The sequence below is a fragment of the Rugamonas rivuli genome, from assembly GCF_009380165.1.
In the GTDB taxonomy this organism is placed as follows: domain Bacteria; phylum Pseudomonadota; class Gammaproteobacteria; order Burkholderiales; family Burkholderiaceae_D; genus Rugamonas; species Rugamonas rivuli.
This window is the reverse complement of record NZ_WHUF01000007.1, coordinates 127,434-144,118: the sequence shown is the minus strand read 5'-3', so window position 1 is coordinate 144,118 and position 16,685 is coordinate 127,434. Positions and strand designations below refer to the sequence as shown.

Below are 16,685 nucleotides of genomic sequence, written 5' to 3'. Positions count from 1 at the left end.
ATTTGAATCGCGCAGCGTATATCACCGTGCAGTACCTGCCAGATCAACCTAGAGGGGAGAACACAAGATGCAAACCATCGTCAAACACGCAATGCGCGCGGCCGTCATCGGCGCCATCGCCAGCGCATTCGCACCGGCGGCCATGGCGTCCAGCCACCGCGAAGCACCGTTCGTCACGCAGAGTCCCAAAGTCGACGGCACCGACTTCTACATGTTCCGCAGCTACGAAAGCGGCCGCGCCAACTTCGTCACGCTGATCGCCAACTACATCCCGCTGCAGGATGCCTACGGCGGTCCGAACTACTTCGCCATGGACCCGAACGCGCTGTACGAGATCCACATCGATAACAACGGCGACGCCAAGGAAGACCTGACCTTCCAGTTCCGCTTCACTAACACCAACAAGGACAGCAAGCTGACCGTCGGCGGCAAGCAGGTATCGATACCGCTGGTGATCAACGGCGGTGCCATCGCAGGCCCGAACGCGGCCGGCGCCAATGTGCGCGAGACCTACACCGTCAACGTGGTGCGCGGCGACCGCCGCACCGGCACCAAGGCCGCCGTCACCAACGCGGCCGACGGCACCAGCACCTTCGACAAACCGCTCGATAACATCGGCAACAAGTCGATTCCTAACTATGCGGCCTATGCCGCGGCGCACGTCTACAACGTCAACATCCCCGGTTGCAGCACGCCTGCGCGGATGTTCGTCGGCCAGCGCAAGGATCCGTTCGTGGTCAACCTCGGCGAGACCTTCGACCTGGTCAACATCAAGGCGCCGGCGACGGAGTTCAGCGCCAACGCCGAGAAGGCCGCCAAGGACGACCTGGCCGACAAGAACGTGACGTCGATTGAAATCGAAGTCGCCGCCTCCTGCCTGACCGCCGCCGGCAGCAGCGATCCCGTCATCGGCGGCTGGACCACCGCCAGCGTGCGCCAGGCCCGCCTTCTGAACCCGACGCCAAACACCAGCACCGCATCGAAAGAGGGCGGCGCATGGACACAGGTATCGCGCCTCGGCATGCCACTGGTGAACGAGGTCGTCATCGGCCTGAAGGACAAGGACACCTTCAACAGCAGCAAGCCTTCCGGCGACGCGCAGTTCGCGACTTACGTCACCAATCCAACGCTGCCTGCGCTGATTGAAATCCTGTACGGCAGCGCCGGCGCCAAGGCGCCCACCAACTTCCCGCGCAACGACCTGGTGGCGGCCTTCCTCACCGGCGTCAAGGGCCTGAACCAGCCGGCCACCGTGGTCGCTTCCGAGATGCTGCGCCTGAACACCTCGACGCCAGCCGTCGCGATGGGCGCGCAGAACCGCCTGGGCGTGATCGGCGGCGACAATGCCGGCTTCCCGAATGGCCGCCGTCCCGGCGACGACGTGGTCGACATCGCACTGCGCGTGGTGATGGGCAAACTGTGCACGCTGAACCTGGGCTGCGCTCCAGCCGACGCACCGGCCGGCGGCCTGCACTTCACCGACGGCGCCTATCTGGACGACAGCTACTTCACCGCCGCCTTCCCGTACCTGAAGACGCCGATCGCCGGTTCGCCGCAAACCTCGGGCATCACGTCCGGCCGGAGCAAGCCATGAAGTACCTCGGCCTGATAGCGCTGCTGGTGCTCAGCGCATGCGGGGGCAGCACCAGTTATGAAGACCACACGCCGGCGACACCGCCGCCGCCACCTCCACCGGTGGTGACGCTCGATGCGTTCTATTCAGCCGTGCTGGCGTTCATCGGCGACGGCAGCGAAAGCTCCGCCGAACCCATGGCGACGGACACCGTCGCCGCCACCGCGCCGGAAGATACGGAACCGGTCGCGTACAAGTAAGCCTTGCAGCACAAGGGCGGATGCGAGTGCATCCGCCCGTTTTTCCGTTTGAGGTCGATATGAAGAAGCCGATTTACGCCTTGCTGCTGCTGGCTGCCGCCACCGCGATCCAGGCGGCGCCCTATATTCCCGCCAGCGGCGCGCAAGTGATCGAGACTCTGCCGCGTCGCGGCGATCCCGTGCAGCAGGAACTGCGCCGCATGCGCAGCGAGTTGAACGCCCGTCCCAACGACCTGACGCTGGCCACCACCCTGGCCACGCGCTACATCACGCTGGCCCGCAGCGAAACCGATCCACGCTACCTCGGTTATGCGCAAGCGGCGCTGACGCCGTGGTGGTGGCTGACATCGCCACCGGCGCCGGTGCGCCTGCTGCGCGCTACGCTGCTGCAAAGTACCCACCAGTTCGAACCGGCGATGGCAGACCTGAAGGCCGTACTGGCGGCCGATCCGGCCAACGCGCAGGCCTGGCTGACGCAAGCCACCGTACAAACCGTGCAGGGCGACTACGCTGGCGCCACCGCCAGCTGCGCGCATCTGTCCACGATGTCGATAGAACTGATCACCATCACCTGCATCGCCAACGTGGGCACGATGACGGGACGCTCGCTGAAAAGCGAACAGCTGCTGGACCTGACGCTGGAACGCAGCAGCAACGCGCCAGCCGGGCTGCAGGTATGGGCCTTGACGCTGCTGGCGGAAATGGCTCAACGGCGCGGCGCGGCGGACATCGCCGAGGCACGCTACAAACGCGGCCAGGCCCTGAACCCGCGCGACAGTTATCTGCTGGGCGCCTACGCCGATTTCCTGCTGGAGCAGCGGCGCGCCGGCGAAGTCGTCGCGCTGTTGAAAGACCAGACGCGCATCGACGCGCTGCTGCTGCGCCGTGCATTGGCCTTGCAGCAGCAGGGCAACGCCCGCAAGGCGCTGGCGGAAGACGTGAAGGAACTGGCGGCCCGCTTCGACGCCGCCGCCCAGCGCGGCGACACCGTGCACCAGCGCGAACAGGCGCGCTTTGAGCTGATGCTGCGCCACGATCCGGCCGGCGCACTGGCGCTGGCCCGCAAGAACTGGGCGGTGCAAAAAGAACCGGCTGACATCCGCATCTATCTGGAATCGGCAGCGCAGGCACGCGATGCGGGCGCCGCCAAGCCGGTGCTGGACTGGATCGCGCTGCATCACACCGAGGACGTGGCCGCAACGCGCCTGGTCCGTCAACTGCAAACGGGGACATGATGGGACGCCTGCTCTTATTCTTCGCGCTGTTATGTGGCGCGGTGCTGCCGGCCCAGGCGCACAAGCCGAGTGACAGTTACCTGTCGCTGGAGGTGCAGGGCGAGCGCATCGCCGGCCAGTGGGACATCGCGCTGCGCGACCTGGATTTCGCCATCGGCCTCGATCAGGACGGCGACGGCAAGCTGACCTGGGACGAGATCCGCGCCCGGCATGCAGCGATTGCCGCCTACGCGCTGGAACGCCTGAGCATCGCCACCGACAAGGGCGCCTGCCTGATCGACACCGACGAACAACTGATCGACGACCACACCGACGGCGCCTACAGCGTGCTGCGTTTCCACGTCACGTGCCCAAGCCCGCTGGCTTCGCTGACCGTCAACTACCGGCTGTTCGCCGATCTCGATCCGCAGCACAAAGGCTTGCTGCGACTGGTGCATGACGGGGTGACGTCGACAGCGATTTTCGATCCTGCGCATGCGCGTCAGAGTTTGTCGCTATCGTCGCCGGACCGATTGCAGCAGTTCGGCGCGTACGTGAAGGACGGCGTATGGCACATCTGGATCGGCTACGACCATATCCTGTTCCTGCTATCGCTGCTACTGCCGGCGGTGATGCTGGGCGCGCGCGGCACGCCGTCGGCCAGCCTGCGCGAGTCCTTCATCGATGTGCTGAAAGTGGTGACGGCGTTCACGCTGGCGCATTCGCTGACGTTAACGCTGGCGAGCCTGTCCTTGATTGCGCTGCCGTCGCGCTGGGTGGAGTCGGCGATTGCGGCCTCGGTGGTGCTGGCGGCGTTGAACAATGTCTACCCGCTGTTCCGGGGTCGGCGGCCGTTGGCGGCGTTTGTGTTTGGGCTGATCCACGGCTTCGGCTTCGCCAGCGTGTTGATCGACCTGGGCTTGCCGCAGGGGGCTTTGCTGACGAGTCTATTCGGCTTCAACCTGGGCGTGGAGATCGGGCAGTTGTGCATTGTCGCCGCCTTCCTGCCGCTGGCGTTCGCGTTGCGCGGCACGTGGTTCTACCGCAGGCTGTTGACGGGCGGCTCGGTGGCGATTGCGCTGGTGGCGGTGGTGTGGCTGGTCGAACGCGCATTCGACCTGAAACTGATCGGCGCTTGATCAGGCCCACTGGATCGGCGTTTGCCCGTTGGCGGTGAGGTAGTCGTTCGCGCGCGAAAATGGTTTGCTGCCGAAGAAGCCCTTGTGAGCGGAGAACGGCGATGGATGCGGCGAGGTGATGACCAGGTGTTTTCGCCCGTCGATAAAGGCTTTCTTTGAAATCGCGTAGCTGCCCCACAGGATGAACACCAGCCGTTCGCGCTGCTCGGACAGATGGCGGATGGCGCTGTCGGTGAAGGTCTCCCAGCCTTTCTGGGCGTGCGAGCCGGCCTCGCGGGCGCGCACGGTGAGCACGCTGTTCAGCAGGAACACGCCTTGCTGTGCCCAGTCCGTCAAATCGGTCTGGCGGTGGTCGATGCCGAGGTCGTTGTGCAGTTCCTGGAAGATGTTTTGCAGGCTCGGTTGCGGGCGGTTGCCTTCCGGGACCGAGAAGCAAAAGCCCATCGCCGCGCCGGGCGTGTGATACGGATCCTGGCCGAGGATGACGACTTTGACGTCATCGAACGGCGTCAGATCGAAGGCCCTGAAAATGTTCTTGCCGGCCGGGCAGCACTGATACGCCGCATACTCCGCCCGCACGAAGGAAGTGAGGCTTTCCCAATAAGGCTGTTCAAACTCCTGCTCCAACCGCGCCTTCCAGGAAGCCTCGATGCGAACACTCATTCATCCTCCTTGTTATTTGTCGTCATAGTGATGCCGGCAAGCGGCGACGTAAATGCAGCCTTCGTCGGGAAGATAGACCAGCCGGTGCTGGCGGTCTATTCTCCTGGACCAGAAGCCGCTTAGCTCGCCCCTCAAGGGCTCCGGCTTGCCGGTGCCGTGAAATGGATCTTTAAGGCATTCGTCGATGAGATCATTAATCCGCTCGGCAATTTTAGGATCGGCATGCTGCCAGTGGAGGTAATCTTCCCACGCATGATCCGACCATGACAAGGCAGGTTTTTTAGCCTGCTGCTTGTTTTCGGTTTTTTTGTTTTTCATCGCGAATAAGTTCCCTCGCCTGAGCCTTACCGGCTTTGATCTGCGCTACGGATTCCATCAGGCGACTGGCATTCTTAGCCGAGCCCAAGAGGTGCATGGTTTCTTCCATGCTGTTGAAGTCCGCCAATGACAGCATGACGACATGCTCACCGCTGACACGGGTGATCACCGTCGGAGTGTGGTCATTACAAACATCATCCATCACGCTTTTCAAGCTAGCTCTAGCCTCGCTAAAAGTCAGAATGTTCATCATTGCCCCCTCAGGCGATTCGGTTACGTGAGTTATTGTACAGGATGTTGTACGTTAATTTCTGTGCATGCGTAAAAAAAGCAAGCCGTCTTGCGAGGGCTTGCTTCTCTTGGTGCCGCTGAATTTTTAGCCGGCGGCCAGCACGTTATGCGCTTGCTCGTCCGCGTGGTACGAGCTGCGAACCATGGCGCCGACGGCGGCGTGCTTGAAGCCCATTTTGTAGGCTTCGGCTTCGAACATCTTGAACACGTCCGGGTGCACGTAGCGGCGCACCGGCAGGTGGCTGTTCGACGGCGCCAGGTACTGGCCGATGGTCAGCATGTCGATGTTGTGCTCGCGCATATCGCGCATCACTTGCAGGATCTCTTCGTCGGTCTCGCCCAGGCCGACCATGATGCCGGACTTGGTCTTCACCTCTGGGTACAGCTCCTTGAATTCCTTCAGCAGCTGCAGCGAGTGCATGTAGTCCGAACCCGGACGCGCTTCCTTGTACAGGCGCGGCACGGTTTCCAGGTTGTGGTTCATCACGTCCGGCAGGCCATCCTTGAAGATGTCCAGCGCCTTCTGCAGGCGGCCGCGGAAGTCCGGCACCAGCACTTCGATCTGGGTCTTCGGCGACAGCGCGCGGGTGTTCTGGATGCACTCGACGAAATGGCCGGCGCCGCCGTCACGCAAGTCGTCGCGGTCGACCGAGGTGATCACCACGTAGCTCAGGCGCAGCTCGGCGATGGTCTTCGACAGGTTGAACGGCTCTTCCTTGTCCAGCGGATCCGGGCGGCCATGGCCGACGTCGCAGAACGGGCAGCGGCGGGTGCACTTGTCACCCATGATCATGAAGGTGGCCGTGCCCTTGCCGAAGCATTCGCCGATGTTGGGGCAGCTCGCTTCTTCGCACACCGTCACCAGCTTGTTCTCGCGCAGGATGTCCTTGATCTCGTAGAAGCGGGTCGAAGCCGACGCCGCCTTGACGCGTATCCACTCCGGCTTTTTCAGACGCTCGACCTGTTCGATCGGCACGATCTTGATCGGAATGCGCGCGGTCTTGCTGGCGCCTTTTTGCTTTTCGCTCGGGTTGTAAGCCGGGGCAACGCTGGTAGTGGTTTCAGAAGTCATTTGGCTGCGTGCCCTCGCGGGCAAAGTTTGGTTATTCGTGTACTGCTGGTTCGGCAACATGCGCCAGGACGCGGATCAACTCCTCGGCCAGCTGCTGTTGCACGTCGGACAACTGTGCGGTCGCGCCGACGGTGCGCATGTCGACTGTTTCCAGTCCGGCATAGCCGCAGGGGTTAATCCAGGAAAACGGGGCCAGATCCATCGCCACATTCAGCGACAGCCCATGATAGGTACAACCGTTGCCGCGCACTTTCAAGCCGAGCGCGGCGATCTTGGCGCCTTGTTTCGGGCCGCCGGCCATGTAGATGCCGGGCGCCCCTTCAACGCGCTCACCGGCGAGATTATACGCCCCTAACACGTTGATGATCGCCTGCTCGATTTTATGGACGAATTGCCGGGCATACAGCTTGCCGCCCGGCTTGTTGCGGCGCAGGTCCATCAGCATGTAGATCACCACCTGGCCGGGGCCGTGGTAGGTGACTTCGCCGCCGCGGTCGGTCTGCACCACCGGGATGGCGGACGCGCCGGCCAGCAGGTGGCCGCGGTCGGCGCCCAGGCCCAGCGTGAAGACGGGCGGATGCTCGACGATCCACAGTTCGTCGCGGGTATCCGGCGTGCGCGCGTCGGTGAAGGCGCGCATCGCGGCGAAGGTGCTGTCGTAGTCGGCGCGGCCCAGGTGGCGTATCAGCGCCGGCTCGCTAGGGGTAGGGAACGTCATGCCGACATTATAAATCAGCCCGCCAATCGGGGCTGCGGCGGGCTTAGCCGGGCTGGTGGCGCGCCAGCCATTGCTGGATCGACGGCCGCTGCCATTGGCCGGCGGCGTAGTCCTGCAGCTTCTGCGGCACCGCGTCGCCGTTGAGGATCAGCCGGTTCAGCATCACGGTCAGGTCGACGTCGGCAATCGACCACTCGCCGAACAGGTTGGGCCCCTGCACCAGCCGGCCGGCGGCGTGCAGCAGCTTGTCGGCGGCGGCCTGGCCGGCCTCGCTCAGCGGCTGGCAAGCTTTACCAAAAAACACTGTTTCCGTATCCCGCTCGACGCGCAGCTGCACCATGTCGCTGCGCAGCCAGGCCTGCACCTGCCGCGCCTGGGCCCGCTGGCGGCGGTCTTTCGGATACAGCGCGATGTATTCCGGCGCCGGGAAGCTCTCTTCCAGGTATTCGGTAATTGCCGTCGATTCGGTCAGCACGAACGGGGTGGCGCCGCCATCCTCCACCAATGCCGGCACGCGGGCGGTCAGCGCGCGGTCGCGATAGGCGCCCAGTTTTTGCTGGCCGGCCTCCAGATCCACGGTCTGCATGGCAAACGGCAGGCGTTTTTCGGTCAGGGCCACGAAGGCGGACAGGGCGTATGGGCTGGTGAAAAGGCTATCGACGTACAGCGTGAATGGCATGGCGGCTCCCCTTGGTGTAGATTTATTCACATGGTAAGCCTTGCCGTAGCGCCTGTATAACGTTATATTTTCGTGATTCTTGCTAATTTTATTCACATAGTTATCCACAGCATGCCGACCTGATGAGCGCCAGCCGACGCCTGCCCAATTTTTCCGCACTGCGCGCCTTCGAGGCGGCGGCCCGCCACGAGAACTTTTCTCGGGCGGCGGAAGAGTTGCATCTGACGCATGGCGCGATCAGCCATCAGGTGCGCGCTTTGGAGCAGGAGTTGGGCCGGGAACTGTTCGTGCGCAATGGCCGACAGGTGAAAATAACTAGCGATGCGCTGAAATTTGCCCAGTTTTTAGGCAAGTCCTTTGCCGACATCACCGCTGCGGCGGACGCCATGCGGGTCGCCAGCGTCAACCGGCGGCTGACGATTTCATCGATTCCATCGTTCGCGGCGCGCTGGCTGGCGCCCCGGCTGGGCCGGTTTATCGACCGCTATCCGGATATCGAGGTGGTGCTGCAATCGAGCGGACAGCTGCAGGACCTGGCGCGCGATGGCATCGATGTCGGCATCCGTTTCGGGCGCGGCAACTATCCGGGGCTGGTGGTGCAGCGGCTGATGGGCGACGTATATTATCCGGTAGTGAGTCCTCACTACCGTGGCGGACAGCAGCCGGCCACGCCGAAGGACTTGCGCCAGCACACGCTGCTGCGCTCGGTGGAGCCGTGGTCGCCGTGGCTGCATGCGGCCGGGGTCGATATGGCCGAGCCGTCCGGCGGCCTGATGTTCGAGGATTTGTCGATGCTGATACGTTCCGCCGCCGACGGCAACGGCGTGGCGCTGGTGCGCCATGTGGTGGCGATGCAGGAGATCGCCTCCGGGCAGCTGCTGCGGCTGTTCGATACCGCCACGCCGTGCCCGGACGAGTATTTCTTCGTGTCGCCGCCCGGTGCGGCCGGCAAGCCGCAGGTGCAGGCCTTCCGCGACTGGCTGCTGGAGGAGATAGCCGCCTTCCAGCGCCAGCAAGCGTGATTTACATGACGATTTTCACCATCGGGTGGGCCGACAGTTCGGCGTACAGCGCGTCCAGCTGCTCGCGGCTGATGGCGCGCACGATCACGGTCAGGCCGGTGTAGTTGCCCTTGGCCGAAGGCCGCACTTCCATCTTGCCTTCATGGAAATCCTTGTCGTGCTTCTGCACCACCAGCACGATGGTCGGGGCGAAATCGATATGAGTCGGGCCCATCACCTTGATCGGGAAGTCGCTCGGGTACTCGATGAGGGACTCTGACGGCGGGATCGCTTGCATATTCATTCCAATCAAAAAAGAAAACCGGCGGCGTCAACGCGACGCCACCGGCCTCTATTGTAGCCAATTCAGCGCGGGCTTATGCTTTGCCCAGTGCCAGGGTGGCCGTTTCCGCCGACGCCGCCAGCTGGGCCGGCTGCTGGCCGGACAGGCGCTGCAAGCGCGCCAGCGCCGATTCGTTGGCGATGGCCGGCTGGCTGACCGACTTGCGGATCGCCTCCAGCTCGGCCGCCTGCTCGTACGGACGCTGGCCGATGTCGGTGACGATCTTCATGCCGGCCGCCTCGTTGCTGATGGCCTGGGCGCGGCGGGTCAGCGCGTTCAAGGCGCTGGAGTTGCCGCGCATGCCGGCCAGGCCGGCCAGCTGGGCCTGGCGCTCGGCGCGCAGGTTTTGCAGGTCTTGCTGGGCGCGGGCCGAGGCCAGCGCCTGCATCGCCTTCTTCGCCGCCGAATCGAAATCGGCCAGCTGCTTGGACAGCGCATCGACGATGGTTTGCAGTTCGTCCATGTACTGGCGGGCGTCGGCTTCCTCCTGCAATTCCTGCGGCATGCGCGCCTTGTTCGCTTCCAGCTCGTCGCAGAACAGGGTGATGGTCGCCTCCGAGATCTTGCCGGCGGCCAGACGGTCGCCCAGCGTGCCGGCGGCCTGCTCGTCGGTGGCGATCAGCTGGCGCAGCTTGACCACGTCGTCCGCTTCTTTCTGGAAAGAGCTGCGGGCGGCGGCCAGTTTCTGCGCGGTCTGGCGCAGGCTGTCGGCCAGACGGTCGCGGTCGGCCTCGGTGGCCGTTTCCGGATCAAAATTGGCGATCGCTTCGGAAACACGGTCGCCCAGCGCGCCAAAATGTTTGGAAATCAAGCGCGCGGTCAAACCCCAGCCATTCAAGTTGCTCATGTCAGTCTTCCTTTTCAAGTTGCGCATCATTGGATAACGATGCGTTGCTGCTCAACCGGGATGCCAATGACGAAGTCGACATGGATCCCGCGTTTTGATGCATCGCCGTTCACGCTGTTGATGATTTCAGTCGTGATCAGCAGATATTCCTTGCCGCCGCCGCGCAATTCCCGCACATACGGCATGAAGTACATTTCCTGGCGCAGGCCGGTGCGGCCGCTGCTGTCGTCCAACCGGGTCTCGGTGCCCGAGAACGGCTTGACGAATTCGGCGTCCGGATCGCCGGCGTCGCGCCAGTAGTCGAGGCCGTCGCGGTCGCCGAACACCAGCTCCAGGTCGGCCTCGTCCAGCCCGGCATCGCCCAGCTGTTCGCGCCACAGCGTGTAGCTGCGGTCGCCCAGGCCGGCGCCGGCCAGGCCCATGTAGGCTTCCTGGTCTTCCGCCGTTTCCGGGATCACGCGGGCCAGCTGGGTGCAGTACATCAGCTCGGCCACCTGGCCCTGGGCGTTCTGGTACACCTGCAAAAACCTCTCCTTCGTGTCGCGCTCGCCGGTGTCCAGGTAGTAGCGGTACAGGCCGCCGCTCTGCTGCAAGCGGATTTGCGACACCGCCACGATGCACGGGTCGCCCTCGCCGGGCAGCGCGATCAGCGAACCGTCGCCGGCGGCGCGCAGCAGCGGCGACTGCTGCAACTGCATCACGCTGCCGATGCGCGCACCGAGCGGCAAATCGCGGTCCGTGCGCGGCGCCTCGGCCCCGCCCAGCTTGGCAGCGCCATTGCGCAGGTAGTTGTATGCGTCCGACCAGCCCATCTCAATTCCTTTCAAATGAATAATTCGTTGCGTTGCCCGCCCGCAGGCGGCGCAGCTTGCGCACCGCGTACACCACCGCCCAGCCCATCGCACCCAACACGCCCAGCCAGACCATCCAACGCGCCACGCTGGCCAGGAAGGACGGCGCCGGTGGGGCGGCCGGGACCGGAGCGCCCAGTCCCGGCATGCCGTTGATCATGCCGGCCTGCGCGTCACCGCTGCTGGCCGGGCTGCCACCTGTGGCTGCGGTCCCGGCCGCTGGCGCCGTCGTGGTCGGGTAGGACACCGGCTGATGGCTCTGGCTCATCGCCCGTCCCAGCATGAAGCCCAGCACGCCGTGCATCAGGCCATTGCTCGGCTGCTGCACGATGACCGGCGCCTGCTGGTACACCGGCGGCGCTTGATACCCCGGCGCCTGATATGCCGGCGCCGACTGCTGCCGCGCCGGCGTATCGTTCAGCGGCGGCGGTGGCGGCACGGCGGCGGCGTTGCGGCGCGCATCCAGCGTCCTCATCGCATTGGCCTGGGCCGCGCTCTGGTCGAGGTCGCGGGAGGCGGCCGAGGTGTTGCGCGGCGTGGCCGAAGCCGGCGAGCCGGGCGCCTTGCCGAAAGCGCCGGGACCGCTCTGGCGGCCGGCCGGCGGCGCCGCCGGCTGGCTCCTGGCGTTGTTCTTTTGTGAAGAAAATCCACTTTTGTAAGACGACGATGTGCCAGAATGCGAAGACGTGCGGGCGTCGGCGTAGGCATTGCTTCCCAGCGCAAGGCACAAACTCAATAACAGGGCAGAATGAAAAGACTTCATGATGTCGTTTCGCAAAGAAGTTGAATGAAAATCAGCATAGCGCCGCGCGTCGGCGACTGCATCGGTAATAAAAGGCTCGCTTCACCATGACACGCAAATACCTGGACATGAATCAACACGACGCGCTCTACAAAGTGGCGCGCAGCTACCCCGGCGGCATCGACGCGCTGGCGCAGGCGATGGGCATCTCGGTCAACGTCCTGCGCAACAAGCTGGCGCCGACCATCGCCTCGCACTACCCCTCGTTCGAGGAAGTCTCGGCGGTGGTCGACCTGTGCCACAAGGCCGGCGTGGCCGACGCCCACCTGCCGCTGCACGCGCTGCTGGTGCGGCACGGCATGGCGGCCTTCGTGGTGCCGACGCCGGACAACATCGGCGACGACGACCTGTCGCAAACCGTGTGCAAGGTGATGAGCCAGGTGGGCGCGGTGGCGGAGGCGGTATCGACCGCGCTGCTGGACGGCAAGGTGACGGCGGCCGAGGCCGACCTGATCGAACGCGAGTTCCAGGGCGCGCTGTCGGCGCTGGGCGAATGGCGGGCGCGGCTGCGCCTGAAGGCGGAGCGGGGCTGAACCGCCGGGCAAAAAAAACCAGCCCGGAGGCTGGCTAAAACTATTCCCTGATCGGAAGTCCGGAAAATAGTTGGGGCAAAAAGGTTGGGGACTCGACGGCCCTGAACACTGCTAATTGCGATTCTGGTTGCGGTTGTTGTCGTTGCGGTCGCGGCCTTCTTCCTTGCGGCGCTCCTGCTGCTTGTCGTGGCCGCTTTCGCGGTTCTGCTGCGGCTGAGCCTGCGGTGCGACCACCGCGCGGGGTTGCTGCGGTTGCGGCTGCGGCTGGACCGGCTGCGGACGCGGCTGCTGCACCGGTTGCGGCTGCTGCACCGGTTGCGGCTGCTGGACCTGGCGCCTATCCTCCGGCTGGCGATACCGGCGGCCGTCGTCGCGGTCGCGGCCGGCCGGGTACGGCGTCGGCACGGTCGGAGCCGCCACCGGCGCCGCCGTGATCGGCGGGTTCGCCTGCTGGATATTCGGCGTCGCCGTGATCACCGGATTGGCCTGCAGGATATGCGGCGCCGGCATCACCGGCATCGGCTGGTTAGGCGCCTGGCCCGGCCGGCCGTGCGGACGCAAATCGATGCGCACATCGCCCGGCTGAATGGTCTGCGGCGGCGCATCGGGACGGCCGAACTGGCCCGGCGCCAGCGTCGAAATCTGCGGACGGCCCGGCTGCAAGGGCGTCGTCACCGGCTGCGGCACCGACGGCGCGGTCAGCACGCGGTCCGGGCGGCCGTCATGGTCGCGGTCTTGCCAGCCGCGGCGGTTGGTGTCCAGCACGCGCGCGACGGCTGGCTGCGGCGGCGCCACCGTCGTGGCGGTCGCCGCCAGGCCGGGCGCCGGTATCACTTGCGGACCACGCGGCACCTGCACGCTGCGGTGGCGGCCTTCGAACTGCTCGCGCGGCAGCACCGTCAAGCCGTCGCGACGGTGATCGAACTGGCCCGGCTGCAAGGTGCGCGGCTCGAACGGCTTGCCGTTGTGGGTCCAGATCAGGCGGCGTTCCTGCTCGGACGACACCCGGTAACTCGGCACAAAGCGCTCACGCGGCGACAGCGGGAACCAGCCCAGCCCCGGCCGGTGATCGCGCGAGAAGCCATCGCCGCCGACCCAGCCCACCAGCGCCGGCGCCCACACCGGACGCCCGGCAGGCCGCCCCGGCGCCCAGCACCAGCGGCGGTTGACCACCACCCAGCGGCCGTAATGCGAAGGCGCATAGCCCCACGGCGCGTTGTCGACCCAGGTCCAGCCCCACGGCGCCAGCCAGATCCAGCGGCCGTCGCGATAGGGCGCCCAATCGACCGCGACATTGCGCGGCGTCCACAGCGCGCCGTACTCGACGTTGTCGGTCCAGCTGCCGTTGCGGTCCAGTTCTTCATAGCCGGTGATGCCGCTGGAAACAAAACGCGTGCTCACCACCACCTCGGCGGCGCGGTCGCGCTCGTCAGACCAGATATCGAAGCCGTCGCGCCGGGCGACGCTGGTGCTGACATCGGCGCTGCCGACATCGACATGGCGGCCGGGGCCCACCGTCAGCGACGAGCCCGCGCCATCCACCCGCGCGCTGCCGGCCAGCACGCTGACCTGGCTGGTGTCGGCCACGCGTTCGACGTCCACCCGCAGCAGGCCCGGCTCCAGCAAGGTGATGCGGGCCTGGGGCGTGTTCAGTTCGAAGTCGCGCAGCAGCTCGGGGCTGCGCACGCGGATGCTGATGCTGCCGTAATTCAGGCGCAGCCGCAACAGGTCGTCATCCAGGTCGCTGATTTCCAGATCGGAATCGCCATCGAGCCGCACCGCCGTCGAACCGACGCGGAATTCGGTGCGGGCGCCGCTGGCCGTCGTCAAATGGCTGGCGCCGGTGACGGGCCAGTTCAGCGAGGCGGCCACCGGCTCGTCGTCGCCGACCAGCGTGACCTGGCCGTGCACCGCCGAAATGCGGCCCACCATGGCGGGCGGGTCGGCCAGCGCATAGGCACTGGCGCCGACCAGCGCGGCCAACATGATGAAATGAATAAGCTTGCGGCCCATGACGACGTCTCCTTGTTATATTCCAATTTAACGCCGTGGCGGCGGATACGCCTACCGGGGTAACGCCCTGTTACAAATCAGCTATCTTTTCAGGCGCTGGCGGCGCCCCGCTTGACGAAGAACAGCGCCGCGCCGACCGCCATCAGCAGGCCGCCGAACACCCGGTTCTGCTTCTTGACGGCGCTGGCGTCGCGGAAATAGCGCTGCATCGACGAAGCCAGGAAGGCGTAGCTGTGCATCACCACCAGGTCGATGCAGCACATGGTGGCGGCCAGGATCAGCAGTTGCGGCAGCAGCGGCGAGCCCTGGGTGATGAATTGCGGCAGCACCGCCACCATGAAGATGATGCCCTTGGGGTTGGTGGCGTTGGTCAGGAAGCCGGTCAGGAAGCGTTTGCGGGCGGTCGGCACCACCAGCTCCGCCCGGTCCTGGCTGGCGCCGACGCTGACCTTGGCCCGCCACTGGCTCAGGCCCAGGTAGATCAGGTACAGCGCGCCCACCGTCTTGACGATGCTGAACGCCACCTCCGAGGCCAGCAGCAGCGAGCCGACGCCCGCGCCGGCGATGCAGAAAATCATCATCAAGCCGGTCTGCAGGCCGAAGATGGTGGCGCTGGTGCGGCGCACGCCGTACGACAGCCCGTGCGACATCGACAGCACCGCGCCCGATCCCGGCGAGACGGCGATGATGCAGGCGGCGATGAAAAAGGTGATCCAGGTGGCGAAGCTCATAGTTATCCCGTGCGGTCAGCCGCAGCACCGTGCTGCGGGGCAAAGTACATTGTAGCGGTGCTTGCGTCTCGCCGCCCGGCGCGTCATCGGTTAATATTGCCGATCAACTAAGGAACCCCCATGACCCAGCCACATTTCCCCTCGGAGCAGCACTAATGGCCGGCACCAGCCTGCTGGCGCTGATCGATGACATCGCCACCATCCTCGACGACGTCGCCCTGATGAGCAAGATGGCGGCCAAGAAAACCGCCGGCGTGCTGGGCGACGACCTGGCCCTGAACGCCCAGCAGGTGGCGGGCGTGCGCGCCGAGCGCGAACTGCCGGTGGTGTGGGCGGTGGCGCTCGGCTCGCTGAAGAACAAGGCCATCCTGGTGCCGGCCGCGCTGGCGATCAGCGCCTTCGCGCCCTGGGCCATCACGCCGCTGCTGATGGCGGGCGGCCTCTACCTGTGCTTCGAAGGCTTCGAGAAAATCACCCACACGCTGCTGCACCGCGAGGAAGCCGACCAGCACCTGGGCGAGCTGGCCGACGCCGTCAGCGATCCCGACGTCGACCTGGTGGCGCTGGAACAGGACAAGATCAAGGGCGCCATCCGCACCGACTTCATCCTGTCGGCCGAGATCATCGTCATTGCGCTGGGCACGGTGGCCGGCGCGCCCTTCCTGCAACAGGTGACGGTGGTGGTCGGCATCGCGCTGGTGATGACGGTGGGCGTGTACGGCATCGTGGCCGGCATCGTCAAGATGGACGACGCCGGGCTCTACCTGAGCCAGCGCGGCGGCAGCGCCGTGCGCGCGCTGGGCCGCGTGCTGCTGGCGGCCGCGCCCAAGCTGATGAAGCTGCTGTCGGTGGTCGGCACGGCCGCCATGTTCATGGTCGGCGGCGGCATCCTGATGCACGGCCTGCCCGGCACCCACGACCTGGTCCACCACGCGGCCGACGCGGTCGCCACGGTGCCGATGCTGGGCCCCTTGCTGGCCTGGGCCACGCCGGCCGCGCTGGACGCGGTGGCCGGCGTCGTGGCCGGCGCGCTGGCGCTGGCGGTGGTCATGCTGGGTGGAAAACTATTGCGTCTAGTCAAAAAATAAGGCGGGCAGCTTTGTTATGGTTCCGAGGTGGGCGCCCCGCCCACCTTTCTGAAAGGAACAACGATGGCCCAACCTGCCCAACAAGGCCCGACCGGCGCCTTCATCGCCGCCTCCTGGGTCGCCCTGATCGCCGGCGCGCTGACCTACCTGATCGGCCTGTGGAACGCCGGCATGCAGCTGAACGAAAAAGGCTATTACTTCACCTTGCTGATGTACGGCCTGTTCGCCGCCGTCTCGCTACAGAAATCGGTGCGTGACCGCAGCGAAGCCATCCCGGTCAGCGGCCTGTATTTCGGCCTGTGCTGGATATCGGTGATGCTGGCGGTCGGCCTGCTGGGCGTGGGCCTGTTCAACGCCAGTCTGGCGCCCAGCGAAAAAGGCTTTTACGCGATGGCTTTCGTGCTCAGCCTGTTTGCCGCAGTGGCGGTGCAGAAAAACGTGCGCGATGTCGCCGCCATCAAGGGCACGCCCCATGCCGGCAGCGGCGAAGCGGGCTAACTTTCGCACAAAATCCAGGGAACTCCCTGCCGCCGTCCCACTCCAATGGCG

The 16,685-nt window shown here is 65.2% G+C and carries 20 protein-coding genes; 8 read left to right on the top strand and 12 right to left on the bottom strand.

Translation table 11 applies throughout. The features are described from left to right. The first annotated feature begins 67 nt into the window (after window positions 1-67). Genes GEV01_RS24430 through GEV01_RS24415 form a run of 4 tightly spaced genes read left to right on the top strand, consistent with a single transcriptional unit; the run spans window position 68 to window position 4,186 of the window. Complete coding sequence (locus GEV01_RS24430) at window positions 68-1,594, top strand: DUF4331 domain-containing protein (protein WP_152808059.1); 1,527 nt, start codon at window positions 68-70, stop codon at window positions 1,592-1,594. Beyond that, a complete protein-coding gene (locus tag GEV01_RS24425) occupies window positions 1,591-1,833 on the top strand; it encodes a hypothetical protein (protein WP_152808058.1) in 243 nt (80 codons plus the stop codon). Before GEV01_RS24430 ends, GEV01_RS24425 begins: the two co-directional genes overlap by 4 nt. Before the next feature lie 59 nt (window positions 1,834-1,892). After that, window positions 1,893-3,068 carry a tetratricopeptide repeat protein gene (locus tag GEV01_RS24420; protein ID WP_152808057.1) on the top strand — a complete coding sequence of 392 codons (1,176 nt, stop codon included), beginning with the start codon at window positions 1,893-1,895 and terminating at the stop codon, window positions 3,066-3,068. Then, window positions 3,065-4,186 (top strand): HupE/UreJ family protein, encoded by a 1,122-nt coding sequence (locus GEV01_RS24415; protein WP_152808056.1) that lies wholly within the window; start codon window positions 3,065-3,067, stop codon window positions 4,184-4,186. The genes GEV01_RS24420 and GEV01_RS24415 overlap by 4 nt, the downstream gene beginning before the upstream one ends. Here the strand turns inward: GEV01_RS24415 and GEV01_RS24410 are convergent, their stop codons facing one another. From GEV01_RS24410 to yfcF, 6 genes are all read right to left on the bottom strand, one after another. Continuing rightward, window positions 4,187-4,849, bottom strand: a complete 663-nt coding sequence (locus tag GEV01_RS24410; RefSeq protein ID WP_152808055.1) for a uracil-DNA glycosylase — start codon at window positions 4,847-4,849, stop codon at window positions 4,187-4,189. Between the two features lie 12 nt (window positions 4,850-4,861). Then, window positions 4,862-5,167: a Txe/YoeB family addiction module toxin gene (locus GEV01_RS24405; RefSeq protein ID WP_152808054.1), complete on the bottom strand. Its 306-nt coding sequence runs from the start codon at window positions 5,165-5,167 to the stop codon at window positions 4,862-4,864. Continuing rightward, window positions 5,130-5,420 (bottom strand): type II toxin-antitoxin system Phd/YefM family antitoxin, encoded by a 291-nt coding sequence (locus tag GEV01_RS24400; protein WP_408014837.1) that lies wholly within the window; start codon window positions 5,418-5,420, stop codon window positions 5,130-5,132. Before GEV01_RS24400 ends, GEV01_RS24405 begins: the two co-directional genes overlap by 38 nt. A gap of 123 nt (window positions 5,421-5,543) precedes the next feature. Further along, window positions 5,544-6,530, bottom strand: coding sequence for a lipoyl synthase (lipA, locus tag GEV01_RS24395; RefSeq protein WP_152808053.1), 987 nt, complete (start codon window positions 6,528-6,530; stop codon window positions 5,544-5,546). Window positions 6,531-6,561: 31 nt separating this feature from the next. Continuing rightward, the gene (lipB, locus tag GEV01_RS24390) at window positions 6,562-7,248 is read right to left on the bottom strand and encodes a lipoyl(octanoyl) transferase LipB (RefSeq protein ID WP_070267974.1); all 687 of its coding nucleotides are present in this window, start codon (window positions 7,246-7,248) and stop codon (window positions 6,562-6,564) included. Between the two features lie 43 nt (window positions 7,249-7,291). Next, window positions 7,292-7,927 (bottom strand): glutathione transferase, encoded by a 636-nt coding sequence (yfcF, locus tag GEV01_RS24385; protein ID WP_152808052.1) that lies wholly within the window; start codon window positions 7,925-7,927, stop codon window positions 7,292-7,294. A gap of 122 nt (window positions 7,928-8,049) precedes the next feature. Between yfcF and GEV01_RS24380 the strand changes: the two genes are divergently transcribed. Further along, on the top strand, window positions 8,050-8,949 hold the full coding sequence (locus GEV01_RS24380) for a transcriptional regulator GcvA (RefSeq protein ID WP_152808051.1): 900 nt from the start codon (window positions 8,050-8,052) through the stop codon (window positions 8,947-8,949). Between the two features lies 1 nt (window position 8,950). Here the strand turns inward: GEV01_RS24380 and GEV01_RS24375 are convergent, their stop codons facing one another. The 4 genes from GEV01_RS24375 to GEV01_RS24360 all read right to left on the bottom strand — a co-directional run bounded on the left by GEV01_RS24375 (window position 8,951) and on the right by GEV01_RS24360 (window position 11,705). After that, on the bottom strand, window positions 8,951-9,226 hold the full coding sequence (locus tag GEV01_RS24375) for a DUF493 family protein (RefSeq protein ID WP_152808050.1): 276 nt from the start codon (window positions 9,224-9,226) through the stop codon (window positions 8,951-8,953). Between the two features lie 79 nt (window positions 9,227-9,305). Next, a complete protein-coding gene (locus GEV01_RS24370) occupies window positions 9,306-10,118 on the bottom strand; it encodes a coiled-coil domain-containing protein (RefSeq protein ID WP_152808049.1) in 813 nt (270 codons plus the stop codon). A 26-nt stretch (window positions 10,119-10,144) separates the two neighbouring features. Further along, window positions 10,145-10,930, bottom strand: coding sequence for a DUF2491 family protein (locus GEV01_RS24365; RefSeq protein ID WP_152808048.1), 786 nt, complete (start codon window positions 10,928-10,930; stop codon window positions 10,145-10,147). 1 nt (window position 10,931) lies between these two features. Next, a complete protein-coding gene (locus GEV01_RS24360) occupies window positions 10,932-11,705 on the bottom strand; it encodes a flagellar biosynthesis protein FlhF (protein WP_235914557.1) in 774 nt (257 codons plus the stop codon). Window positions 11,706-11,839: 134 nt separating this feature from the next. Here GEV01_RS24360 and GEV01_RS24355 point away from each other — a divergent pair, with 134 nt between their 5' ends. After that, on the top strand, window positions 11,840-12,304 hold the full coding sequence (locus GEV01_RS24355) for a phage regulatory CII family protein (RefSeq protein WP_235914556.1): 465 nt from the start codon (window positions 11,840-11,842) through the stop codon (window positions 12,302-12,304). Window positions 12,305-12,415: 111 nt separating this feature from the next. Here GEV01_RS24355 and GEV01_RS24350 read toward each other — a convergent pair whose 3' ends face one another. Then, the gene (locus tag GEV01_RS24350; protein ID WP_152808045.1) at window positions 12,416-14,317 is read right to left on the bottom strand and encodes a DUF6600 domain-containing protein; all 1,902 of its coding nucleotides are present in this window, start codon (window positions 14,315-14,317) and stop codon (window positions 12,416-12,418) included. Window positions 14,318-14,406: 89 nt separating this feature from the next. Further along, on the bottom strand, window positions 14,407-15,048 hold the full coding sequence (locus GEV01_RS24345; protein ID WP_152808044.1) for a LysE family transporter: 642 nt from the start codon (window positions 15,046-15,048) through the stop codon (window positions 14,407-14,409). 155 nt (window positions 15,049-15,203) lie between these two features. Between GEV01_RS24345 and GEV01_RS24340 the strand changes: the two genes are divergently transcribed. Both GEV01_RS24340 and yiaA read left to right on the top strand, forming a co-directional pair. After that, the gene (locus GEV01_RS24340; protein ID WP_152808043.1) at window positions 15,204-16,136 is read left to right on the top strand and encodes a DUF808 domain-containing protein; all 933 of its coding nucleotides are present in this window, start codon (window positions 15,204-15,206) and stop codon (window positions 16,134-16,136) included. A gap of 63 nt (window positions 16,137-16,199) precedes the next feature. Beyond that, complete coding sequence (yiaA, locus tag GEV01_RS24335; protein ID WP_152808042.1) at window positions 16,200-16,634, top strand: inner membrane protein YiaA; 435 nt, start codon at window positions 16,200-16,202, stop codon at window positions 16,632-16,634. The last annotated feature ends 51 nt before the right edge of the window (window positions 16,635-16,685 follow it).